This is a genomic window from Methylobacterium oryzisoli (assembly GCF_046557895.1).
GTDB classification, from domain to species: domain Bacteria; phylum Pseudomonadota; class Alphaproteobacteria; order Rhizobiales; family Beijerinckiaceae; genus Methylobacterium; species Methylobacterium oryzisoli.
On sequence record NZ_JBKIBX010000001.1, the window covers coordinates 37,907 to 58,275 of the forward strand.

Consider the following 20,369-nt stretch of genomic DNA (forward strand, 5'->3'; position numbering starts at 1 on the left):
GCTCATGCGACGGCCGCGAGCAGGAGTGGCCCGAGCGGGCAGGCGAGGACGGATCCGATCCCGGATCCGGCCCCGGTGGCGAGCGCCCGCGTCGCCCGGCGGAGGACGGCGAGGGTGGCGGGCGGCAGGTCCTCGGCCGCGGCGCGCGTCGCGATGGTGTGCATCACCCGCAGCGCCAGCCGCTGCGAGGAGGTCGGGCGGGGATGCACGTGCTCGATCAGGAGCGCGATCACCTGCTCGAACATCCGGCAGCGCCTGACCAGCGCTCCGGTTTCAAGGTTGTCGTTCACGCTGCCCCGCCGATGTGCTGGTCATTCTCGTCATGGGGACTGGTATCGGGCGGACGAAAGCCTGGCCCATCCGCGCCGTCTACGCAGGCCGCGACGAATCGACGGGGCCGGTGGCCCGCCGCGGCCGCGCGCTGCCGGGCGGCGGGACGCAACACGCCGCGCAATCCTGCCGCAACGGCCGAGGTCTACACGCTGCCTCGGCCGACGGAGGTTCCCATGCGCGCCCTGATCGAAGATCTCGCCTTCATCGCGAAGCTGGTGCTGATCGCCGGCTGCGGCATCTGGCTGTCGGCCGCGCGGGCCGACGAGGCCGCGCCCCGGCCGGCCCCCGCCCTGGTCACTCCCGCGTCAGCGCGGTGAGGGCCGCCAGGGCCTTTTCGCAATCGCCGGGCGGCAGCTGCGCGGCGAGCCGCAGCGCATCGTTGAACTCGGGCAGGAAGCGGTCCTGCCACAGGTTCTGGCCCACCCGCGCGCGCATGCGCCCGGAGAGCAGGCGGACGGCCGCCTGCACCGTCGCGTCGTCCGTCCCGCAGGCGCTGGCCTCGCCGACGATGCGCCCCTGCCGCTCCCCCTCGATATGGGGCAGGACGAGGGGCCGCTCCTGGGCCGCGGCCGGCCGGGCGGCGACGACCGCCAGCAGGGCGAAGCCGAGGACGACCACCCCACTCATGATCGCGGCCAGCCCTTGAGATAGCCCTTCAGCCGCAGGTACTCGGCCAGGATGGTGCAGATGGCGGCGCCCCGGCTCAGCTGCTCCACCGCCGCGAACTCGGTGAGTGCCGCCGCGACCTCGTCGGGGATGTGGAACGCCTCCTCCTGCGTGGTGGCCTCCGGCTCGGGCGGGTCGGGTTCGGTCATCGCGCATCTCCACTCCTGCCGAACACGCCCCGGCCGGGCTTCGTTCCGGGGTCAGCGCCCCTCGGCGGTGAGGAAGTCGAAGTCGCAGCCCTCCGGCGCCTGCAGCACGGTGCGCCGGTAGAGGGCCTTGTAGCCCCGCGCCGGGGCGGGCGGCGGCACGACCTCGGCGAGGCGGCGGCGGATCTCGTCCTCCTCCACCAAGAGGTCGATGCGCTTGTCCTTCACCGAGAGGCGGATGCGGTCGCCGTCGCGCACCGCCGCGAGCGGGCCGCCGATGGCGGATTCGGGCGCGACGTGCAGCACGATCGACCCGAAGGCGGTGCCGGACATGCGCCCGTCCGAGATGCGCACCATGTCCTTCACCCCGGCCTGCGCCAGCTTTTTGGGGATCGGCAGGTAGCCGGCCTCCGGCATGCCGGCCGCGTGGGGACCGATGTTCTGGAGCACCAGCACGTCGTCCGGGCGCACGTCGAGGTCGGGGTCGTCGATGCGGCGGGCGAGGTCTTCGAGGCCGGTGAAGACCACCGCCCGCCCCTCGCTCTCGAACAGGGCCGGGCTCGCCGCCGCCCGCTTGAAGATCGCCCCGTCCGGCGCGAGCGACCCCGAGAGCGCCACGAGACCGCCGACCGCCGAGACCGGCTCGCCGAAGGGCCGGATCACGCTCCGGTCGACCCAGTCGAGGGGCTCGTCCAGCCGCTCGGCCAGCGTGCGGCCCTCGACGTCGATCGTATCGAGGTGGAGGAGCGGCCTCAGCTCGCGCAGCAGCGCGCCCATGCCGCCGGCCGCGTGGAAATCCTCCATGTAGCCCTCGCCGACCGGCTTCAGGTCGACCAGAACCGGCGTCTCGTCCGAGATCGCGTTGAGGCGCTGGTTCGTGATGCGGATGCCGCGCCGTCCCGCGATGGCCGCGAGGTGCACCACCGCGTTGGTCGAGCCGCCGAGCGCCATCAGGACGCGCAAGCCGTTCTCGATCGAATGCTCGGTGACGATCCGGTCGGGGGTGATGGGGTTGGCGATCAGGCCCACGGCGGCCCGCCCGCTCGCTTCCGCGGCGACGAGCCGGTCGGCGTGGACGGCGGGAATCGCCGCGGTGCCCGGCAGCGACATGCCCAGCGCCTCGGCGAGGCAGGCCATGGTCGAGGCGGTGCCCATCACCGCGCAGGTGCCCTGCGTGACGGAGAGGCGGCCCTCGACGGTGGCGATCTCCTCCGCGTCCACCGTGCCGGCCCGGTACTTGGCCCAGAAGCTGCGGCAATCGGTGCAGGCGCCGAGCCGCTGGCCGCGGTGGCGCCCGGTCGACATCGGCCCGGTGACGAGCTGCACCGCCGGGCGGTTGGCCGAGACCGCCCCCATGAGCTGGGCCGGCACCGTCTTGTCGCAGCCGCCGATCAGCACCACGGCGTCCATGGGCTGGGCGCCGATCATCTCCTCGGTGTCGATCGCCATCAGGTTGCGGTAGACCATGCTGGTCGGGTTGAGGAAGACCTCGCCCAGCGACACGGTCGGGAAGGGCCGCGGCAGCGCGCCGGCCGCCAGCACCCCGCGCGAGACCGCCTCCACCAGTTCCGGCACGCCCCGGTGGCAGTTGTTGAAGCCGGACGGCGTCATGGCGATGCCGACCACCGGCTTGTTCAGGAGCTCCGTGGAGATCCCCATCGAGCGCGCGAAGGAGCGGCGCAGGAACCGCGCGAAATCCCGGTCGCCGTAATTGGTCAGGCCGTTGTCGAGGCCGTGGGGTTCGGGCACGGGCGGTCTCCCTCCGGATGGTCGTTGGAGCCGGTGCTTACGCCCGATCCGGGCGCGCGCCTACCCGCCCGGTCGGGACCGGACCGTGCCTGCACGCCGCGAGGTGACGGCTCGTGGATCCGATCCGACGCCTGCCGCTCGGTCCTGAGGGTTGAAAGCCGTCACATGGCCGGGATGTCCTCCGGTGCACGACGGACATTCAGGCGTGTGTCGGCGACGCTGCTCCGGCAGGCCCGGATCGGACAAGCGCGGTGGACGCCGATGGTGACGGTCCCTATCATCGCGCCTGCCCCATGGAGGGCCTGGGAGTTGACGATGGCCACGGCACAGCGACAGGGGAATGGCTCCAGCAGTCGGCGCGTGCTCGTCAGCAACACGGCAGCGAACATGATCTCGTCGCTCCACCCGTTCGACAAGGCCGAGGCCGAATCCGTGCTGGCGATGATCAAGTCGAGCGTGCTCGATCCGACTCGGGTCAAGACGATCGTCGGCGTGGATAATGCCTTCGTCGCGCGTGCTGGAGATCTGCGCGTGGTCTTCAAGAACGAGGGTGATGCGATCGTCATCACATCGGTCGTTGCGCAGGCCTGATGTCGAAACCCTCCTTCGATGCCCACGTCTTCAGCCTGACCGATGCGGAAGCCGAACTCGCCGAATTCAAGGCCCTTCTTGAGGCCAACACCGATCTTGCCGAGCGCGCCCAGGTGCTCGCCAATTTCAGGACGTGGCCCAATCTCTGCGCGATGATGGGGCAGTACAACATCCGCTTGGGCATCGGTGATCTAATCAAGCGTGAATTTCGAATGCTTCCCCATTTTCGCACCGATCTCGCCGTTCGCCGCGCCGGCACGGACAACATCTGCCTGATCGAGTTCGAGGGCGCGTCCGACCGGCATATTTTCGAAGACAGCGAGCGCTGCATCGACACTTGGAGTCGCGCATTCGAGAAAGGCTTCAGTCAAGTCGTCGACTGGACTTGGGCGCTCGATCACTATCGCAGGACCGGCGATTACGTGGACGCCTTCGGCGGTGAGCGCCCCAACATCGTCGGGGTGCTCGTCATCGGACGCTCCACCTCATTGTCGACGACGGTCCGCAAGGACCGATGGGAGTGGCGGCGGAACAAGGTCAAGGCCGACAGCTTCACGCTCACCCTCGTGACATTCGACGAGCTTTACCGCGACTTCGAGATGTGGCTCGGCCTGAGAAAGATGGATCGCGCGACCTCCTGACAGGTTGCGGGCAAGCGACCAGCCCTCGTCCCATCGTCCGTGCCGAAGACGGTCGCTCAGCCCACGCCCTGCGCCGCGTCCGTGTCGGCCGCGAGCACGCCCAGATAGGTCTCGACCACGCGCTTGTCGGCCTGGAGCGCGCGGCTCTCCCCCTCCAGCACCACGCTGCCGCCGTCCATCACGTAGCCGTAATCGGCGACCTGGAGCGCCGCGCGGGCGTTCTGCTCCACCAGCAGCACCGCCACGCCCTGGTCGCGCAGGTTCGCGACGGTGCGCATCACCTCGGCGACGATCAGGGGGGCGAGCCCGAGGCTCGGCTCGTCGAGCATCAGGAGGCGCGGGCGGCCCATCAGGGCGCGGGCCATGGCGAGCATCTGGCGCTCGCCGCCCGAGAGGGTGCCGGCGCGCTGGCGGCGGCGCTCCTTGAGGCGGGGAAACAGCGCGAACATCGCGTCGAGGCTGCCGCCCTCCTGCGGGCGCCCGCGGAACCGGAAGGCGCCGAGCCGCAGGTTGTCCTCCACGCTCATGGTGGCGAAGAGCTCGCGCCGCTCGGGGATCAGGCTCAAGCCGGCCGCCACCCGCTCCTCGACGGGCAGCCGCGCGAGGTCGCGGCCGTCGAAGCGGATCGCGCCGCGCGCCGGCAGCACGCCCATCAGGGCGTTGAGGAGGGTGGTCTTGCCGGCGCCGTTGGCGCCGAGCACCGTCACGACGCGGCCGGGCGCGACCGCGAGCGACACGCCGCGCACCGCCTCGATCTTGCCGTAGGCGACCGTGACGTCCTGCGCCTCGAACAGCGGGCTCATGCGGCGCTTCCCAGGTAGGCCTCGACCACGGCGGGGTTGGAGCGCACGGCGCCCGGCGGTCCCTCGCACAGCTTCGCGCCGAAGTTCATCACCACGAGGCGGTCGGCGAGCCCCATCACGAAGTCCATGTCGTGCTCGACGAGCAGGATGCCCAGCCCGTCCCGGCGCAATTGGCGCAGCAGGTCGCCGAGCGCCTGCTTCTCGCGGAAGCGCAGGCCCGCGGCCGGCTCGTCGAGGAGGAGGAGGGCGGGCGACAGGCAGAGCGCGCGGGCGATCTCGACGATGCGCTGCTGGCCGAGCGCGAGGCTCGACGCGGGCCGGTCGGCGAGGTCGGCGAGGCCGACGCGCGCGAGCTGCCGGCGCGCCTCCGCGAAGATCGCCGCCTCCTCCGCGCCGTCGAGCCCGAGCGCGCCGCGCACCGGGCCGGCGTGGCCCCGCAGGTGCGCGCCGAGCGCCACGTTCTCGATCACCGACATGCCGCCCACGAGCTTCACGTGCTGGAAGGTGCGGGCGATGCCGAGCCGCGCGATGGCCCGCGCCGGCTCACCCGAGACGTCGCGGTCGAACAGGCGCACCCGGCCGGCGGTGAGGCGGGCGACCCCGGTGACGAGGTTGAAGGTGGTGCTCTTGCCCGCCCCGTTCGGGCCGATCAGCGCCACCACCTCCCCGGCCTTGACCGAGAAGGCGATGTCGTTGACGGCGACGAGGCCGCCGAAGGTCTTGCGCAGCCCCTCCGCGTCGAGGAGGACGCGGCCGGGCGCCTCCGCCGGGCGGGGCGGGAGGGGCGTGGCCGGCTCGGGGTAGTGCGGCGGCAGCGGCGTCGCCCGGCGGGTGAGGAGCGGCCAGAGGCCGTCCGGCGCCCGCTGCAGGATCAGCACGAACAGGATGCCGAAGACGATCGCCTCGAAGTTGCCCTGCGCGCCGAGCAGCAGCGGCAGCACGTTCTGGAGCTGGTCCTTGAGCAGCGTCACGAGCGTCGCGCCGAAGACCCCGCCCCAGACCGAGCCGGCGCCGCCGAGCACCGTCATCAGCAGCACCTCGATGCTGGCGTTGAGGCCGAACGGCGTCGGGTTGATGGCCCGCTGCATGTGGGCGTAGAGCCAGCCCGAGAGCCCGGCGAGCATCGCCGCGTACACGAAGGCGACGATGCGGGTGCGCCCCGTATCGACCCCGAAGGCCTCGGCCGCGATCACGCCGCCCTTGAGCGCCCGGATCGCCCGGCCGGTGCGCGAGCGCAGCAGGCGCTGCGTCACGAGGAGGCTCAAGGCCACGCAGACCCAGATCAGCGCGAAGAGGTGGCGGCTCTCGACGAGGGGAAAGCCGAACAGGACGATCGGCGGCAGGCCCGACAGGCCGTCGTAGCGCCCCAGCGCATCGGTGTTGCCGAGCACGTAGAAGAACGAGATGTTCCAGGCGATGGTGCCGAGCGGCAGGTAATGGCCCGACAGGCGCAGCGTGATCGCCCCGATGACCAGGGCCGCGAGCCCCGAGGCCGCCAGGGAGACCGGCAGGCTCAGCCACGGCGAGAGGCCGAGATGCAGGCTCAGGAGCGCGGTGGCGTAGGCGCCGATGCCGACGAACATCGCCTGCCCGAAGGACATGATGCCGGCGATGCCGGTGAGCACCACGAGGCCCACCACCACGATGGCCGAGAGGCCCGCGTAGTTGAGGAGCGTGAACCAGAAGGGCGGCACGCCCGGCACGAAGGGCAGCGCCAGGACGAGGAGGAGGCCGGCGGCCGCGAGGAGGGACTGGCGCATCGGCTTACTCCTCGTCCTCGACCGGATCGGCGCGGGCCGAGCGCCACAGCAGCACCGGGATGATCGCCATGAACACGATCACCTCCTTGAAGGCGCTCGCCTCGAAGGCCGCGACCGATTCGATGATGCCGACCAGGATCGCGGCGGCGGCGGCCGCCGGGTAGCTCGCCAGCCCGCCGATGATCGCGGCCACGAAGCCCTTGAGGCCGATCAGGAAGCCCGTGTCGTAGTAGATCGTGGTGAGCGGGGCCACCAGCACGCCCGAGAGCGCCCCGATGAAGGCCGCGACCGAGAAGCTGAGGCGCCCGGCCATGCTCGGGCCGATGCCCATCAGGCGCGCGCCCAGCCGGTTGACCGCCGTCGCCATCAGGGCCTTGCCCAGCAGCGTCAGGCCGAAGAAGGCCCAGAGCGCGACGATGATCGCGAGGGTGAGCCCGATCATCCACAGCGACTGCCCGCTGATGGCCAGGGGGCCGGCCGGCAGCATCGCGTCGGAGAGGGGCGGCGTGCGCGAGCCCTCGGCGCCGAAGAAGACGAGGCCGAGGCCCGTGAGCGCGAGGTGCACGCCCACCGCCGCCACGAGGAGGACGAGCACGCTCGCCTTCTCCAGGGGCCGGAAGGCGATGGAGTGCAGGTAGGCGCCCATCGGCGTGACGATGGCGAGGGTGAGCGCGATGCCGAGCGCGAGGTTCGGCTTGCCGGGGCCGAGCAGGAAGGCGAGGGCCGCGACCGCGCCCGGCAGGACGAGGTCGCGCAGGGCGATGTGGAGGGCGCGCCGCGCGTCGAGCGCGTGGCGCGCCTCGATCAGGTCCGCCGCGCAGGCGGCGGCGCCGAGCGCGAGCAGCAGCGGCACGGTACCCGGCACGGTGCCGGCCTCGAAGGCCGCGAGCGTGAGCGCCCCGAAGGCGACGAACTCGCCCTGGGGGATCAGGATCACCCGCGTGACCGTGAAGACGAGGACCAGGGAGAGGGCGATCAGGGCGTAGATCGCCCCGTTCACCACCCCGTCCTGGAGCAGCAGCATGAGGATCGTGGCGTCCACGGGCGGTGTTCCGGTTGGGCTGCCTTCAGGCGAGCGTCGTGTGCCGTAGCGGCGCTGGCCGGCGCGGAGCGCGCGGGATCCCCTCTCCCGAGCGGGAGAGGGGTAGGGGTGAGGGCCCCAGGTGGGGCCGCAGTGAAGCGGAAAGTGTGGTGAGGGGAGCGGAACGGGTCAGGATCAAGCCCGCACGGCAGTGCTGGTAGCCGATACCGTCACGTTCTCTTGCGGCTCCCTCCCGGGACCCTCACCCCTACCCCTCTCCCGCACGGGAGAGGGGATCCCGCGCTGCCCGCGTCCACTCGGAGTCCCCGTCCTCAGGAGAGCCGGGGCCCCCGATGTCCTCAGTTCGTCGGCGACAGCAGCTTCCAGCGCCCGTTCTCGATCGTCACCATCACGCGCGAGCGCTCGTCCTGGCCGATGTGATCGGTGGGGCTCATCGTGGCGACGCCGTGGGTGTAGACGACCTCCTTCAGGCCCTCCAGGGCGTCGCGCAAAGCCGCGCGGAACTCCGGCGTGCCCGGCTTGGCGGTCTTGAGCGCCACGGGCAGCGCGTTGGCGAGCAGCACCGAGGCGTCGAAGGCGTGGCCGCCGAAGGTCGCGAGCGTGCCGGGGCCGTACTTCGCCTCGTAGGCCTTGGTGTAGTCGAGCGCGACCTTGCGCACCGGGTTGCTCTCGGGAAGCTGCTCGGCGACGAGGAGCGGCCCGGCCGGCAGGATGGTGCCCTCCACGTCCTTGCCGCCGACGCGCAGGAAGTCGGCGTTCGCGACGCCGTGGGTCTGGTAGTACTTGCCCGCGTAGCCCCGCTCCTTGAGGGTCTTCTGCGGCAGCGCCGCGGGGGTGCCGGAGCCCGCGACCAGCACCGCGTCGGGCTTGGCGGCCATCACCTTGAGGGCCTGGCCGGTGACGCTGGTGTCGGTGCGCGCGTAGCGCTCGGTGGCGACGAGCTTGATGCCCTTGGCCTCGAGCCGCGGGGTCATCTCGGCGAGCCAGCCGTCGCCGTAGGCGTCGTTGAAGCCGATGAAGCCCACCGACTTCACGCCCGACTGCACCATGTGGGCGACGATCGCGTCGGCCATCAGGCTGTCGTTCTGGGCGGTCTTGAACACCCAGCGCCGCTTGTCGTCCATCGGCGCGATCAGCTTGGAGGAGGCCGCGATGGTGATCATCGGCACCTTGGCCTCCGCCGCCACCTCGATCATCGCGAGCGAGACCGGGGTGATCGAGGAGCCAACCACGGCGTCGACCTTGTCGTCGCTGGCGAGCTTGCGGATGTTGGCCACGCCCTTGGTGGTGTCCGAGGCGTCGTCGAGGACGATCCACTCCACCGGCTGGCCGCCGACCTGCGCCGGCATCAGCGGCACCGAGTTCGACTGCGGGATGCCGAGCGAGGCCGCCGGCCCCGTCTTCGAGATGGTGACGCCGATCTTGATCGGCTGCGCCGCGGCCCCGAAAGCCACCAGCGCGCCCGTCAGCGACAAGGCCCAGACCAACCGCTTCATGTCTTCTCCTCCCTGTGGCGCGTTCCCCGCGGGGACGGCCCGCCGGCCGCGGCCGGTCACGTGTCCTCCGGGCAAGCCCGTTATGCGCCGGGCCTTAGCACGTCCTTGCCGCCGCGGGAGACCCCCGTGCCGGGGCGCGGGTGCCGCATCGGCAGGCGATGGCGTATAATCGACCGGACGGTTGGTCAATGCAAGAGGTGACGTGACGGGCAGCACCCGGTCCGATGCGCCCGGCGCCGCTCCGCCGGTCCGCCCGTCTCAGTGCCCGGCGCGATCGGCCGCCGCGAGGTCGCGCTTCGCGCAGGCCACCAGGACCTCGGTGGCGACCTGGGCCTCCAGGTAGTCGGGGGTGAAGCCCGCGAAGGCTTCGAGTTGCCGGGGATCCGGCACCGAGAGCACGCCGCGGTTGAAGCGCAGCAGGCCGCTGCCGCGCAGGGCCTGGAGGGTGCGGTTGACGTGCACGGTCGAGAGGCCGAGCGTATCGGCGAGATCCTCCTGGGTCAGCGGCAGCACGCAGCGGTCGCCCGCCGTGCGGCCGACTTGGCGCAGGCGCGTCAGCAACTCGCAAAACAGGTGGGCGACCCGCCGGTCGGCGCTGCGTGCGCCGATGTTGACGATCCACTCGCGCAGGATCTGCTCCTGCGTCAGCGCCGCCGACCACAGGGCGCAGCCGGCCTGGGGGTGGCGCATCAGCAGGTCGGACAGGGCCTCGCGGCCCACCGTCGCGACGAGACAGGGCGAGAGACTGGCGATGCCGGAATGGCGCGCGCCGAGCAGCACGGCCGGCAGGCTGCTGCAATCGCCCGGCAGCAGGAACCCGGTGATCTGGCGACCGCCGTCGCGCAGGTGCGAGAAGCAGCAGGCATAGCCCTGCATCACCACGCAGAGGCCGCGGGACGGCTCGTCCTCGCCGAGGATCACCTGCCGGGCCGGCACCGCCCGCGGCGCGGCGGTCAGACGCTCGATCGCCTCCCGGTCGGGGCCCGAGAGGGGCAGGGTCCGCTCCAGCCTCGTGATGAACGGATGCGTCATGGACCGCCGCGCTGCCGGGTCCGCCCCGGTGGATCGGCCGGACCGGCCCGCCGCGGGCGTCGTCCGGGAGCCTGGGTCGGCTAAGGATCTCCGATGGTAGACCGTTCCGGAGCGGGACAGGAGAGGCGGGCGCGCGCGAGACCCGGCACTCTCGGATGAGCCGGGATCGCCCGGAGGAGGCGCCCGGCTCCTCCGCAAGAGGAGGGGGCGGTCCGGCCGTTCGCGCCTAGGCTTTTTTCGCACCGTGTCGTCCGCGGCATCCCGCTCGCGTCGCTTCGGCACGCCGGGAGGAGGCAGATGCCCGTCAAGGACACAGCACCGGACAGCCCGGTCGAGATCACGGCGACCATCGTCAGCGCCTACGTCGCCAACAACCCCGTGGCGACGGGCGACCTCGCCCGGTTCGTCGCCTCCATCGGCGATGCGGTCGTCACGCTGCGGCCGGAGCGGGCGGCGCCGACCCGGCTCTCCGAGGCGCAGATCCGGGAGTCGATCGGCGCGGACTACCTCGTGAGCTTCATCGACGGCCGCAAGTACAAGCTGCTGCGGCGCCACCTGCGGGCGCACGGTCTGACGCCCGATGCCTACCGGCGGCGCTTCGGCCTGCCCGCCGACTACCCGGTCGTGTGCACCGACTACTCGGCCCGGCGCTCCCGGATCTCGCGGGAGCGCTGGCACCCGGACGACGCCTGAGGTGCGCTGGACGCAGGAGACGGGTCGTCCGGCTCTCCGACGCCATCATGCGCCCCCCACGCCTTGCAGCGTGCCGCCGCGTCCGCGGCGAGGCACGCTCTAGCTCCGCGCCACCCGCCACAGCCCCGCGACGAGGACGACGTTCGTCGCCGCGAGGGCGGCCAGCAGGGCGAGCGCCGCCTCCGGGCCGCCGCGCGCGATCAGGAGCGCGCCGAGGGACGGCGCCAGCGCCTGCGCGAGCAGGTTCGGCAGCGCGAGGCGCCCCACCAGCGCGGCGTAGCGCGCCGGTCCGAACAGGGCGAGGGGCAGCGTGCCGCGCGCGATGGAGGCGAGGCCGTTGCCCGCCCCGTAGCAGACCAGCGCGAGCCCCACCGCCGGGATGCCGGCCCAGAGCAGGGCGAGCCCGAGCGCGACCAGCCCCATCGCCGCCGTCAGGGTCCAGAGCGGGTGGTGGCGGCCCCGGTTCGCCATCTCGATCACGCGGGCGCCCACCTGCGCCGGGCCGATGAGCGCGCCGAGGGCGACCGCCGCGGCGAGCGCGAGGCCCTGGGCCTGGAGCAGGGTCAGCAGGTGCACCGAGACGATCGCCGAGGCGGCCCCGCCGACCGTCATGATGGCGGCCAGGAGCCGGAAGGCCCGCTGCTCGCCCGCGCGTGGCCCGGTGCCGGAGGGCTCCTCCCCGGGGGCCGCCTCGGGACGCGGCGGGGCGGGCGGCAGCGCGCGCAGGATCAGCGGCAGCGAGACGGCGAGGTGCAGGCCCGCATAGACGAGGCAGGTGCCCCGCCAGCCGCATTGCGCGACGAGGACGGCCGACAGCGGCCAGCACACCGTGCTGGCGAAGCCGCCCCACAGGGTGACGGCCGAGATGGCGGGGCGCGCCGCCGCGCCGTAGAGCCGCCCCAGCGTCGCGAAGGCGGCGTCGTAGAGGCCCGCCCCCATGCCGAGGCCGAGGATCAGCCAGCCCGCGACGAAGACCGGGAGGCTCGGCGCGAGCCCGATCACCGCGAGCCCCAGCGCCAGCACGGCGGACGCCGTCGCCAGCACCGGCCGGCCCCCATGCCGCCCGATCGCCCGGCCGATCCGCGGCAGGGCCAGCCCCGCGACGAGGAGGCCGGCCGAGAGGCTGCCGACGATCCAGGGCAGCGGCCAGCCCGTGTCGGCGGCCACCGGCCCGGCCAGGACGGCGAGGAGGTAGTAGGAGGTGCCCCAGTTGAGGATCTCGACGAGGCCGAGCGCCGAGGTCACCCGCCAGAGGCCGCGCTCCCGCATGCGCCGCGCTCAGCGCGCCGTCATCAGGATGCGCGCCGCGAAGGCCCCGAACAGCCCGGCGAACAGCCAGTCGATCGCCCGCAGCACCCGCGGCCGGGCCTGGAGCGCCCCGGTGATGCGCTCGGCGCCGAGCACCAGCAGCACGCCGAGCGGCAGGTTCATGACCACGAAGGTCACGCCCAGGAAGGCGAGCTGGCCGGCGGGGTTGGGGGCGTCGGCGCGCACGAACTGCGGCAGGAAGGTGATGAAGAACAGCACCACCTTCGGATTCGTCAGGTTGACGCCGAACCCCATCCAGACCGTGCGCCACACGCCCGTGCGCACCCGCTCGGCCCGGACATTGAGCGCCGAGCCGTGCCGGATCGCGTCGACGGCGAGCCACGCGAGGTAGAGCGCGCCCACCACCTTGAGCACCGTGAAGGCCGTGGCCGAGGCCGCGATCAGCGCCGAGATCCCGAACGCCGCCGCCAGGGTGTGGACCAGCGTGCCGAGGCCGGTGCCGATCACCGTGGCGATCCCCGCCCGGCGCCCGCCCCCGATGGTGCGCGCGAGCGTCAGGCTCATGTCCGGGCCGGGCGTGATGAACAGGACGAAGCCGGCCAGCACGTAGGCCAGCAGCGTCGGGGCGTCGGGCACGAAGCTGAGGGAGGAGCTCATCGGGCAGGCCTCGGCGGGGCGGTGGTCCGGCGCCCCCGCCTTGCACCGGCGCGCGGCGGGGGGCAAGCGGGCGCGAGGCTCGACGCAGGGTGAGGCCGCACCACCTAAGCGGGAGGGCGCGACCCCGCCCCGCCCGCCGGGTCGCGCCCTGGCCCGCAGACCCTGCGGGTGCCCTTGCGGAGGCGCGGCGGCGCAGGAGATCCCATGCCGTTCCGTCGGACCCTCGCCGCCCTCGGGGCGATCCTCGCGCTCGCCTCCGCGGGGCCGGCCCCGGCGCAGGGCCTCCCGCCCGGCATGCCGGGCGCGGGCGCGATCCAGTCCGACGAGGCCCGTCTGCTGCCGCCCTACGCGCCGCACGGGATGGTGGCCTCGCAGGAGGCGCAGGCGACCCGCATCGGCGCCGCGATCCTCGCCCGCGGCGGCAACGCGGTGGATGCGGCGGTGGCGGTGGGCTTCGCGCTCGCCGTGACCCTGCCGCGGGCCGGCAATCTCGGCGGCGGCGGCTTCATGCTGGTGCACCTCGCCGCCCGCAACGAGACGGTGGCCATCGACTACCGGGAGACCGCCCCGGCCGCGGCCGGCCGCGACATGTTCCTTGGCCCGGACGGGGAGCCGGACCCGAAGCTCTCGACGGCGTCGGGCCGGGCGGTCGGCGTGCCCGGCACGGTGCGGGGCCTCGCGGAGGCGCTCGCCCGCTACGGCTCGGGCCGCTTCCGCCTCGCCGACCTGATCGCGCCCGCCGAGGCGCTCGCCCGCGAGGGCATCCGGGTCGAGGACGACCTCGCCGATTCGCTGCCGCGCGCGGCGGGACGCCTCGGGCGCTGGCCGTCGAGCCGCGCGGTGTTCTTCAACGGGGAAAAGCCCTTCGCCTGGGGCGAGCGGCTGGTGCAGCCGGACCTCGCCGCGACCCTGCGGGCGATCGCGGCCGAGGGGCCGGACGCCTTCTACCGGGGCGAGACGGCGCGCCGGATCGCCGCCGCGGTGCGGGAGGCCGGCGGCGTGATGAGCGAGGCCGACCTCGCCGGCTACCAAGTGGCGATCCGCGCGCCGGTGCGCGGCACCTACCGCGGCCACGAGATCGTGGCGATGCCCCCGCCGAGTTCGGGCGGCGTGCACCTCGTCCAGATCCTCAACATCCTGGAGGGCTACGATCTCGCCGCGATGGGGCCGGGCAGCGCCGACGCGATCCATCTCATGGCCGAGGCGATGAAGCAGGCCTATGCCGACCGCGCCGCCTATCTGGGCGATCCCGACCGGGTGCGCGTGCCGGTGCGCGGCCTCACCGCCAAGGACTACGCGGCGGCGCTCCGCAGCCGGATCGACCCCGCCCGCGCCCGCCCGGCCGACGAGGTGAGGGCGGGTGATCCCCTGCCGTTCGAGTCCGACCAGACCACGCACTACTCGGTGGTGGACCGGGACGGCAACGCGGTCGCCAACACCTACACGCTCAACTTCTCGTACGGGCTCGGGCTGGTGGCGGCCGGCACGGGCGTGCTCCTCAACAACGAGATGGACGACTTCGCCGCCAAGCCCGGCGCGCAGAACGCCTTCGGGCTCGTCGGCGGCGAGGCGAACGCCGTGGCCCCGGGCGCCCGGCCCCTGTCGAGCATGACGCCGGCCTTCGTCTTCCGCGACGGCCGGCTCCTCCTCGTCACCGGCAGCCCCGGCGGCAGCCGCATCATCTCGACGGTGCTGCAGGTGGTCACCGGAATCCTCGACTTCGGCCTGAGCCTCGCGGAGGCGGTGGCGGCCCCGCGGGTCCACCACCAGTGGCGCCCCGACGCGCTGCTCGTGGAGCGCGGCCTGTCGCCGGACACGCTCGCCCTCCTGCGCGCGCGCGGCCACCGGGTCGTGGTGGGGGCGAGTTCGGGCTCGGCGAATTCGGTGATGACCGTGCCGGGCGGCCTCGTCGGCGCCGCCGACCCGCGCCAGCGCGGCACCCTGGCCGAGGGGGAATGAGGGGCCGCCGAGGGGCCGCGAAGCCGCGCGCCGGAAGGCTCTTGTTTTAAAAACAATCGTTCGTATAGATTGCACAAAACACCCGGAGGACGCCCATGATCCCGAACGCCGCGCGCGAGTTCAATTTCGGCCTCGGCGAGACGGCCGAGGCCATCCGCGACAGCGTCCGCAGCTTCGCGCAGGATCGGATCGCGCCGCGCGCCGAGGAGATCGACCGCACCAACACCTTCCCGCGCGACCTCTGGCCCGAGATGGGGGTGCTCGGCCTCCACGGCATCACGGTGGAGGAGGAGTACGGGGGCCTCGGCCTCGGCTACCTCGCGCATTGCGTGGCGATGGAGGAGGTCTCGCGCGCCTCCGCCTCGGTGGGGCTGTCCTACGGCGCCCACTCGAATCTGTGCGTCAACCAGATCCGCCGCAACGGCTCGGACGCGCAGAAGCGCAAGTACCTGCCCGCGCTCATCTCCGGCGAGCATGTCGGCGCGCTCGCGATGTCGGAGCCGGGCTCGGGCTCGGACGTGGTCTCGATGCGCACGCGCGCCGAGAAGCGCGGCGACCGCTACGTGCTCACCGGCTCCAAGATGTGGATCACCAACGGCCCGGAAGCCGAGACGCTGGTGGTCTATGCCAAGACCGACCCGGCGGCCGGCCCGCGCGGCATCACGGCCTTCCTGATCGAGAAGGGCATGGCCGGCTTCTCCACCGCCCAGAAGCTCGACAAGCTCGGCATGCGCGGCTCGGACACCTGCGAACTGGTGTTCGACGGCTGCGAGGTGCCCGAGGAGAACGTGCTCGGCGAGGTCGGGCGCGGCGTCAACGTGCTGATGTCGGGCCTCGACTACGAGCGCGCCGTGCTGGCGGCCGGGCCGCTCGGCATCATGCAGGCCTGCCTCGACGTGGTGATGCCCTACGTGCACGAGCGCAAGCAGTTCGGGCAGTCGATCGGCGAGTTCCAGCTTGTCCAGGGCAAGCTCGCCGACATGTACGTGGCGACCAACGCCGCCAAGGCCTACGTCTACGCGGTGGCGCAGGCCTGCGACCGCGGCGAGACCACCCGGGAGGACGCGGCGGGCGCGATCCTGTACGCGGCCGAGCGGGCGACGCAGTGCGCGCTGGACGCGATCCAGCTGCTCGGCGGCAACGGCTACATCAACGACTACCCGACCGGGCGGCTCCTGCGCGACGCCAAGCTCTACGAGATCGGCGCCGGCACCAGCGAGATCCGCCGGATGCTGATCGGCCGCGAACTCTTCACCAAGTCGGTCTGAGCCGTCCGATGCCGGTCATTCAGACGAGCGCCGACCTCGGCAGCGCCGAGGCGGCCCAGAACCGCGCCGCCTGGGGCGAATTGCGCGCCACCCTCAAGGCGCGCCGCGCCGAGGCCGCCGCGGGCGGTCCCCCCCGCGCCCGCGAGCGCCACCTCGCGCGCGGCAAGCTCCTGCCGCGCGACCGCGTGCTGCGCCTGCTCGATCCGGGCTCGCCCTTCCTCGAGATCGGGCCGCTCGCGGCCTACGGGATGTACGACGACGCCATCCACGCGGCCGGGGTGATCGCCGGCATCGGCCGGGTCGCCGGCCGCGAGGTGATGGTCGTGTGCAACGACGCCACCATCAAGGGCGGCACCTACTACCCGCTCACGGTGAAGAAGCACCTGCGCGCGCAGGAGATCGCGGCGCAGAACCGCCTGCCCTGCCTCTACCTCGTGGATTCGGGCGGCGCCAACCTGCCCCAGCAGACCGAAGTCTTCCCCGACCGCGAGCATTTCGGGCGCATCTTCTTCAACCAGGCGCAGCTGTCGGCCGCCGGCATCCCGCAGATCGCCTGCGTGATGGGCTCCTGCACGGCGGGCGGCGCCTACGTGCCGGCGATGTCGGACGAGAGCGTGATCGTGCGCCGCCAGGGCACCATCTTCCTCGGCGGACCGCCGCTCGTGAAGGCCGCGACCGGCGAGGTCGTCTCGGCCGAGGATCTCGGCGGCGCGGACGTCCACGCCCGCCTCTCGGGCGTGGCCGACCACTACGCCACCGACGACACCCACGCGCTCGCGATCCTGCGCCGCATCGTCGGCACGCTCAACAGCGTCAAGCGGCCGGACCTCGACATCGCGGAGCCGCTCGATCCCCTCCACCCCGCCGAGGATCTCGACGCGCTCGTGCCGGTGGACCTGCGCAAGCAGTACGACGCGCGCGAGCTGATCGCCCGCCTCGTCGACGGGTCCGAGTTCGACGAGTTCAAGCGGCTCTACGGCACCACGCTGGTCACGGGCTTCGCGCGCCTGTGGGGCATGCCGGTGGGGATCCTCGCCAACAACGGCATCCTGTACTCGGAGAGCGCGCTCAAAGGGGCGCATTTCATCGAGCTGTGCTGCCAGCGCCGGATCCCGCTCTTGTTTCTGCAGAACATCTCGGGGTTCATGGTGGGCCGCGAGGTCGAGGCGGGCGGCATCGCCAAGAACGGCGCCAAGCTCGTGACCGCGGTGGCGACCGCCGCGGTGCCCAAGCTCACGCTGCTCGTCGGCGGCTCCTACGGGGCGGGCAATTACGGCATGTGCGGGCGGGCCTACTCGCCCCGCTTCCTGTTCGCGTGGCCGAACTCGCGCATCTCGGTCATGGGCGCCGAGCAGGCCGCGAGCGTGCTCGCCACCGTGCGGCGCGACAACATCGAGGCGGCCGGCGGCGCCTGGGCGGCGGAGGAGGAGGAGGCGTTCAAGGCGCCGATCCGCTCCGGCTTCGAGGCCGAGGGTTCGCCCTACTACGCCACCGCGCGGCTGTGGGACGACGGCATCATCCTGCCCGAGGAGACGCGCCGGGTGCTCGGCCTCGCCCTCTCGGCCGCCCTGAACGCCCCCGTGCCGGAGACCCGGTTCGGCCTCTTTCGGATGTGACGCCGATGAGTTCGCACCGCATGGAAAGCCGCATGACCGGGCTTCGCTCCGTCCTCATCGCCAACCGGGGCGAGATCGCCTGCCGGGTGATCCGCACCGCCAAGCGCCTCGGGCTGCGCACCATCGCGGTCCATTCCGAGGCCGACCGGGGCGCGCTGCACGTCGCGATGGCCGACGAGGCCCATCCGATCGGGCCGGCGGCGGCCGCCGACTCCTACCTGCGCATCGACCGCATCCTCGACGTCGCCAAGCGCAGCGGCGCCGAGAGCATCCATCCGGGCTACGGCTTCCTGTCCGAGCGGCCGGATTTCGCCGAGGCCTGCGCGGCGGCGGGAATCGTCTTCGTCGGGCCGCCCGCCGCCGCCATCCGGGCGATGGGTCTCAAGGACGCCGCCAAGGCGCTGGTCGCCACGGCCGGCGTGCCGGTGGTGCCGGGCTATCACGGGGCGCGCCAGGAGCCCGACTTCCTCGCCACCGAGGCGGCGGCGATCGGCTACCCGGTCCTGATCAAGGCGGTGGCGGGGGGCGGCGGCAAGGGCATGCGCCGCGTCGAGCGCCCAGACGAGTTTTCCGCCGCCCTCGAAGGGGCGCAGCGTGAGGCGCAGGGCGCCTTCGGCGACCCGCGCGTGCTGGTCGAAAAGTATGTGCTGAGCCCCCGCCACGTCGAGATCCAGGTCTTCTGCGACGCGCACGGCAACGCCGTGCACCTGTTCGAGCGCGACTGCTCGCTCCAGCGCCGCCACCAGAAGGTGATCGAGGAGGCGCCCGCCCCCGGCATGCCGCCGGAGGTCCGCGCCGCCATGGGCCAGGCCGCCGTCGAGGCCGCCCGCGCGGTGGGCTATGTCGGGGCCGGCACCGTCGAGTTCATCGCCGACGGCCGCGCCGGGCTGAGGCCGGACGGCTTCTGGTTCATGGAGATGAACACCCGTCTGCAGGTCGAGCACCCGGTGACCGAGGCGATCACCGGGCTCGACCTCGTGGAGTGGCAATTTCGGGTGGCGGCGGGCGAGCCCCTGCCGCTCACGCAGGACGGCCTCGCGATCCGGGGCCACGCCGTTGAGGCGCGGCTCTACGCGGAGGACCCGAATGCGGGCTTCCTGCCCTCGACGGGGCGGCTGCGCGCCCTCGACCTGCCCGCGGGCGAGGGCGTGCGCGTCGACACCGGCGTGCGGGCGGGCGATACGGTCTCGCCCTTCTACGACCCGATGATCGCCAAGGTGATCGCCCACGGGGAGGATCGCGAGCAGGCCCTCGACCGGCTGGCGGAGGCGCTGGGCCGCACCCTGGTGGCCGGCCCGAAGGCGAACGTCGCCTTCCTGAAGGCGCTGGCCGAGGCGGACGAATTCCGGGCCGGCCGCTTCGACACCGGCTTCATCGATCGCAACCTCGACGCGCTCACCGGCCGGGCGGCCGGCATCGATCCCGACGCGGTCCGGGCCGGCGTGGTCGCCCTGGTGGCGCCAGACGCCTCCCGCGATGCCTCCCGCGATGCCTCCCCGTGGGGCGTGGCGGACGGGTTCCAGCTCGGGGCCGGACGGCGCCAAGCCTACCCCGTCCTCGTCGAGGGCGAGGCGCGCGAGGTGGTCCTGGCCTGGCCCGAGGGCGGCGGTGCGCTCGCCGTCGAGGCCGGGGAGGGGAGGGGGAGTGCCCCCCTGGTGGTGCCGACCGAGCGCGGCGTGCTGGTGGTGGCCGGCGGCCGGCAGGTCGCGGTCGAGCCGCCCGACCCGTTCGACGTCGACCTCGACCACGTCGGCGCGGGCGGCACCGTCAAGGCGCCGATGCACGGCCGCCTCGTCGCGGTCTTCGTCTCCCCCGGCGAGCGGGTGACCAAGGGCCAGCGCCTCGCCATCGTCGAGGCGATGAAGATGGAGCACGCCCTCACGGCGCCCGCGGACGGCGAGGTGGCGGAGGTGACGGCGGAGGCCGGCGCGCAGGTCGCGGAGGGCGCGCGCCTCATCACCATCCGCACGGAGGACGACGCATGACGAGCCAGAACCCCGTCTCGACCCATCCCCGCGGCGGCCTCTACTTCGAGGATTTCGAGGTCGGGCACGTGTTTCGCCATCGCCTCACCCGCACGGTGACGCAGATGGACAACATGCTCTTCTCCAACATGACTCTCAACCCGCAACCTCTGCACATCGACGCGCATTTCTGCGCCACCGAGACCGAGTGGGGCCGGCCGCTGGTGAACTCGCTCTTCACCCTCGGGCTGATGATCGGCATCTCGGTCAACGACACCACGGTGGGCACCACGATCGGCAATCTCGGCATGACCGACGTGCGCTTCCCCGCGCCGGTCTTCGAGGGGGATTCGATCCGGGTGGAGACCGAGGTGGCGTCCAAGCGCGAATCGCGCTCGCGCCCGGATGCCGGCCTCGTCGAGTTCCTGCACCGCGCCTACAAGCAGGACGGGGCGCTCGTCGCCGAGTGCCGGCGCCAGGCCTTCATGCGCCGTCGCCCGGGGGAGGCCGCCTGATGCGCTCGCTGCTGTTCGTGCCGGGCGATTCCGCCCGCAAGCTCGACAAGGCCCTCGAATCCGGCGCGGACGCGCTGATCCTCGATCTGGAGGATTCGGTCGCGCTCAGCGAGAAGGCCGCGGCCCGGGCGGCCAGCGCGGCCTTCCTCGCCCGCACCCGCGGCGGGGG

General features: G+C 72.8%; 20 protein-coding genes and 1 pseudogene. 10 read left to right on the plus strand and 11 right to left on the minus strand.

The window, feature by feature from the left end:
• Positions 1-2: 2 nt before the first annotated feature.
• Positions 3-290, minus strand: coding sequence for a hypothetical protein (locus ACKUB9_RS00165; RefSeq protein WP_407518536.1), 288 nt, complete (start codon positions 288-290; stop codon positions 3-5).
• Positions 291-506: 216 nt separating this feature from the next.
• On the opposite strand from ACKUB9_RS00165, the gene ACKUB9_RS00170 reads away from it, so the two are divergent.
• Positions 507-650: a hypothetical protein gene (locus ACKUB9_RS00170; RefSeq protein ID WP_407518537.1), complete on the plus strand. Its 144-nt coding sequence runs from the start codon at positions 507-509 to the stop codon at positions 648-650.
• On the opposite strand, the gene ACKUB9_RS00175 is transcribed toward ACKUB9_RS00170, so the two are convergent.
• The 3 genes from ACKUB9_RS00175 to ACKUB9_RS00185 are packed head-to-tail and all read right to left on the minus strand — an operon-like array spanning position 628 to position 2,894.
• Positions 628-960 (minus strand): hypothetical protein, encoded by a 333-nt coding sequence (locus ACKUB9_RS00175; protein WP_407518538.1) that lies wholly within the window; start codon positions 958-960, stop codon positions 628-630. The two genes, ACKUB9_RS00170 and ACKUB9_RS00175, sit on opposite strands and share 23 nt — an antisense overlap.
• Positions 957-1,148: a hypothetical protein gene (locus ACKUB9_RS00180; RefSeq protein WP_407518539.1), complete on the minus strand. Its 192-nt coding sequence runs from the start codon at positions 1,146-1,148 to the stop codon at positions 957-959. Before ACKUB9_RS00180 ends, ACKUB9_RS00175 begins: the two co-directional genes overlap by 4 nt.
• A 51-nt stretch (positions 1,149-1,199) precedes the next feature.
• Positions 1,200-2,894, minus strand: coding sequence for a dihydroxy-acid dehydratase (locus ACKUB9_RS00185; protein WP_407518540.1), 1,695 nt, complete (start codon positions 2,892-2,894; stop codon positions 1,200-1,202).
• A gap of 315 nt (positions 2,895-3,209) precedes the next feature.
• Here ACKUB9_RS00185 and ACKUB9_RS00190 point away from each other — a divergent pair, with 315 nt between their 5' ends.
• Together ACKUB9_RS00190 and ACKUB9_RS00195 are read left to right on the plus strand one after the other, a co-directional pair.
• Positions 3,210-3,485 (plus strand): hypothetical protein, encoded by a 276-nt coding sequence (locus tag ACKUB9_RS00190; protein ID WP_407518541.1) that lies wholly within the window; start codon positions 3,210-3,212, stop codon positions 3,483-3,485.
• Positions 3,485-4,126, plus strand: a complete 642-nt coding sequence (locus tag ACKUB9_RS00195; protein WP_407518542.1) for a Shedu immune nuclease family protein — start codon at positions 3,485-3,487, stop codon at positions 4,124-4,126. The genes ACKUB9_RS00190 and ACKUB9_RS00195 overlap by 1 nt, the downstream gene beginning before the upstream one ends.
• A 56-nt stretch (positions 4,127-4,182) precedes the next feature.
• Here the strand turns inward: ACKUB9_RS00195 and ACKUB9_RS00200 are convergent, their stop codons facing one another.
• From ACKUB9_RS00200 to ACKUB9_RS00220, 5 genes are all read right to left on the minus strand, one after another.
• On the minus strand, positions 4,183-4,929 hold the full coding sequence (locus tag ACKUB9_RS00200; RefSeq protein ID WP_407518543.1) for an ABC transporter ATP-binding protein: 747 nt from the start codon (positions 4,927-4,929) through the stop codon (positions 4,183-4,185).
• Positions 4,926-6,689 carry a branched-chain amino acid ABC transporter ATP-binding protein/permease gene (locus ACKUB9_RS00205; RefSeq protein ID WP_407518544.1) on the minus strand — a complete coding sequence of 588 codons (1,764 nt, stop codon included), beginning with the start codon at positions 6,687-6,689 and terminating at the stop codon, positions 4,926-4,928. The genes ACKUB9_RS00200 and ACKUB9_RS00205 overlap by 4 nt, the downstream gene beginning before the upstream one ends.
• Positions 6,690-6,693: 4 nt before the next feature.
• Positions 6,694-7,731 (minus strand): branched-chain amino acid ABC transporter permease, encoded by a 1,038-nt coding sequence (locus ACKUB9_RS00210; RefSeq protein ID WP_407518545.1) that lies wholly within the window; start codon positions 7,729-7,731, stop codon positions 6,694-6,696.
• A gap of 338 nt (positions 7,732-8,069) precedes the next feature.
• Entirely contained in the window at positions 8,070-9,227 is a 1,158-nt protein-coding gene (locus tag ACKUB9_RS00215; protein ID WP_407518546.1) for an ABC transporter substrate-binding protein, read from the minus strand.
• Between the two features lie 258 nt (positions 9,228-9,485).
• Positions 9,486-10,259, minus strand: coding sequence for a Crp/Fnr family transcriptional regulator (locus ACKUB9_RS00220; RefSeq protein ID WP_407518547.1), 774 nt, complete (start codon positions 10,257-10,259; stop codon positions 9,486-9,488).
• Between the two features lie 297 nt (positions 10,260-10,556).
• On the opposite strand from ACKUB9_RS00220, the gene ACKUB9_RS00225 reads away from it, so the two are divergent.
• A complete protein-coding gene (locus tag ACKUB9_RS00225) occupies positions 10,557-10,952 on the plus strand; it encodes a Ros/MucR family transcriptional regulator (RefSeq protein WP_407518548.1) in 396 nt (131 codons plus the stop codon).
• A gap of 99 nt (positions 10,953-11,051) precedes the next feature.
• On the opposite strand, the gene ACKUB9_RS00230 is transcribed toward ACKUB9_RS00225, so the two are convergent.
• Positions 11,052-12,221: an MFS transporter gene (locus ACKUB9_RS00230; protein WP_407518549.1), complete on the minus strand. Its 1,170-nt coding sequence runs from the start codon at positions 12,219-12,221 to the stop codon at positions 11,052-11,054.
• 9 nt (positions 12,222-12,230) lie between these two features.
• The gene (locus ACKUB9_RS00235; protein WP_407518550.1) at positions 12,231-12,878 is read right to left on the minus strand and encodes a LysE family translocator; all 648 of its coding nucleotides are present in this window, start codon (positions 12,876-12,878) and stop codon (positions 12,231-12,233) included.
• A gap of 204 nt (positions 12,879-13,082) precedes the next feature.
• On the opposite strand from ACKUB9_RS00235, the gene ggt reads away from it, so the two are divergent.
• The 6 genes and pseudogenes from ggt to ACKUB9_RS00265 all read left to right on the plus strand — a co-directional run.
• Positions 13,083-14,837, plus strand: a complete 1,755-nt coding sequence (gene ggt / locus ACKUB9_RS00240) for a gamma-glutamyltransferase (protein ID WP_407518551.1) — start codon at positions 13,083-13,085, stop codon at positions 14,835-14,837.
• 95 nt (positions 14,838-14,932) lie between these two features.
• Entirely contained in the window at positions 14,933-16,105 is a 1,173-nt protein-coding gene (locus ACKUB9_RS00245; RefSeq protein ID WP_407518552.1) for an isovaleryl-CoA dehydrogenase, read from the plus strand.
• Positions 16,106-16,113: 8 nt separating this feature from the next.
• A complete protein-coding gene (locus ACKUB9_RS00250) occupies positions 16,114-17,721 on the plus strand; it encodes a carboxyl transferase domain-containing protein (protein ID WP_407518553.1) in 1,608 nt (535 codons plus the stop codon).
• A gap of 32 nt (positions 17,722-17,753) precedes the next feature.
• A complete protein-coding gene (locus tag ACKUB9_RS00255) occupies positions 17,754-19,706 on the plus strand; it encodes an ATP-binding protein (protein WP_407518554.1) in 1,953 nt (650 codons plus the stop codon).
• A complete protein-coding gene (locus tag ACKUB9_RS00260; protein WP_407518555.1) occupies positions 19,703-20,200 on the plus strand; it encodes a MaoC family dehydratase in 498 nt (165 codons plus the stop codon). The genes ACKUB9_RS00255 and ACKUB9_RS00260 overlap by 4 nt, the downstream gene beginning before the upstream one ends.
• Positions 20,200-20,369 (plus strand): annotated as a pseudogene (locus ACKUB9_RS00265) (aldolase/citrate lyase family protein); the annotation flags it as partial. The gene ACKUB9_RS00260 and the pseudogene ACKUB9_RS00265, both read left to right, overlap by 1 nt.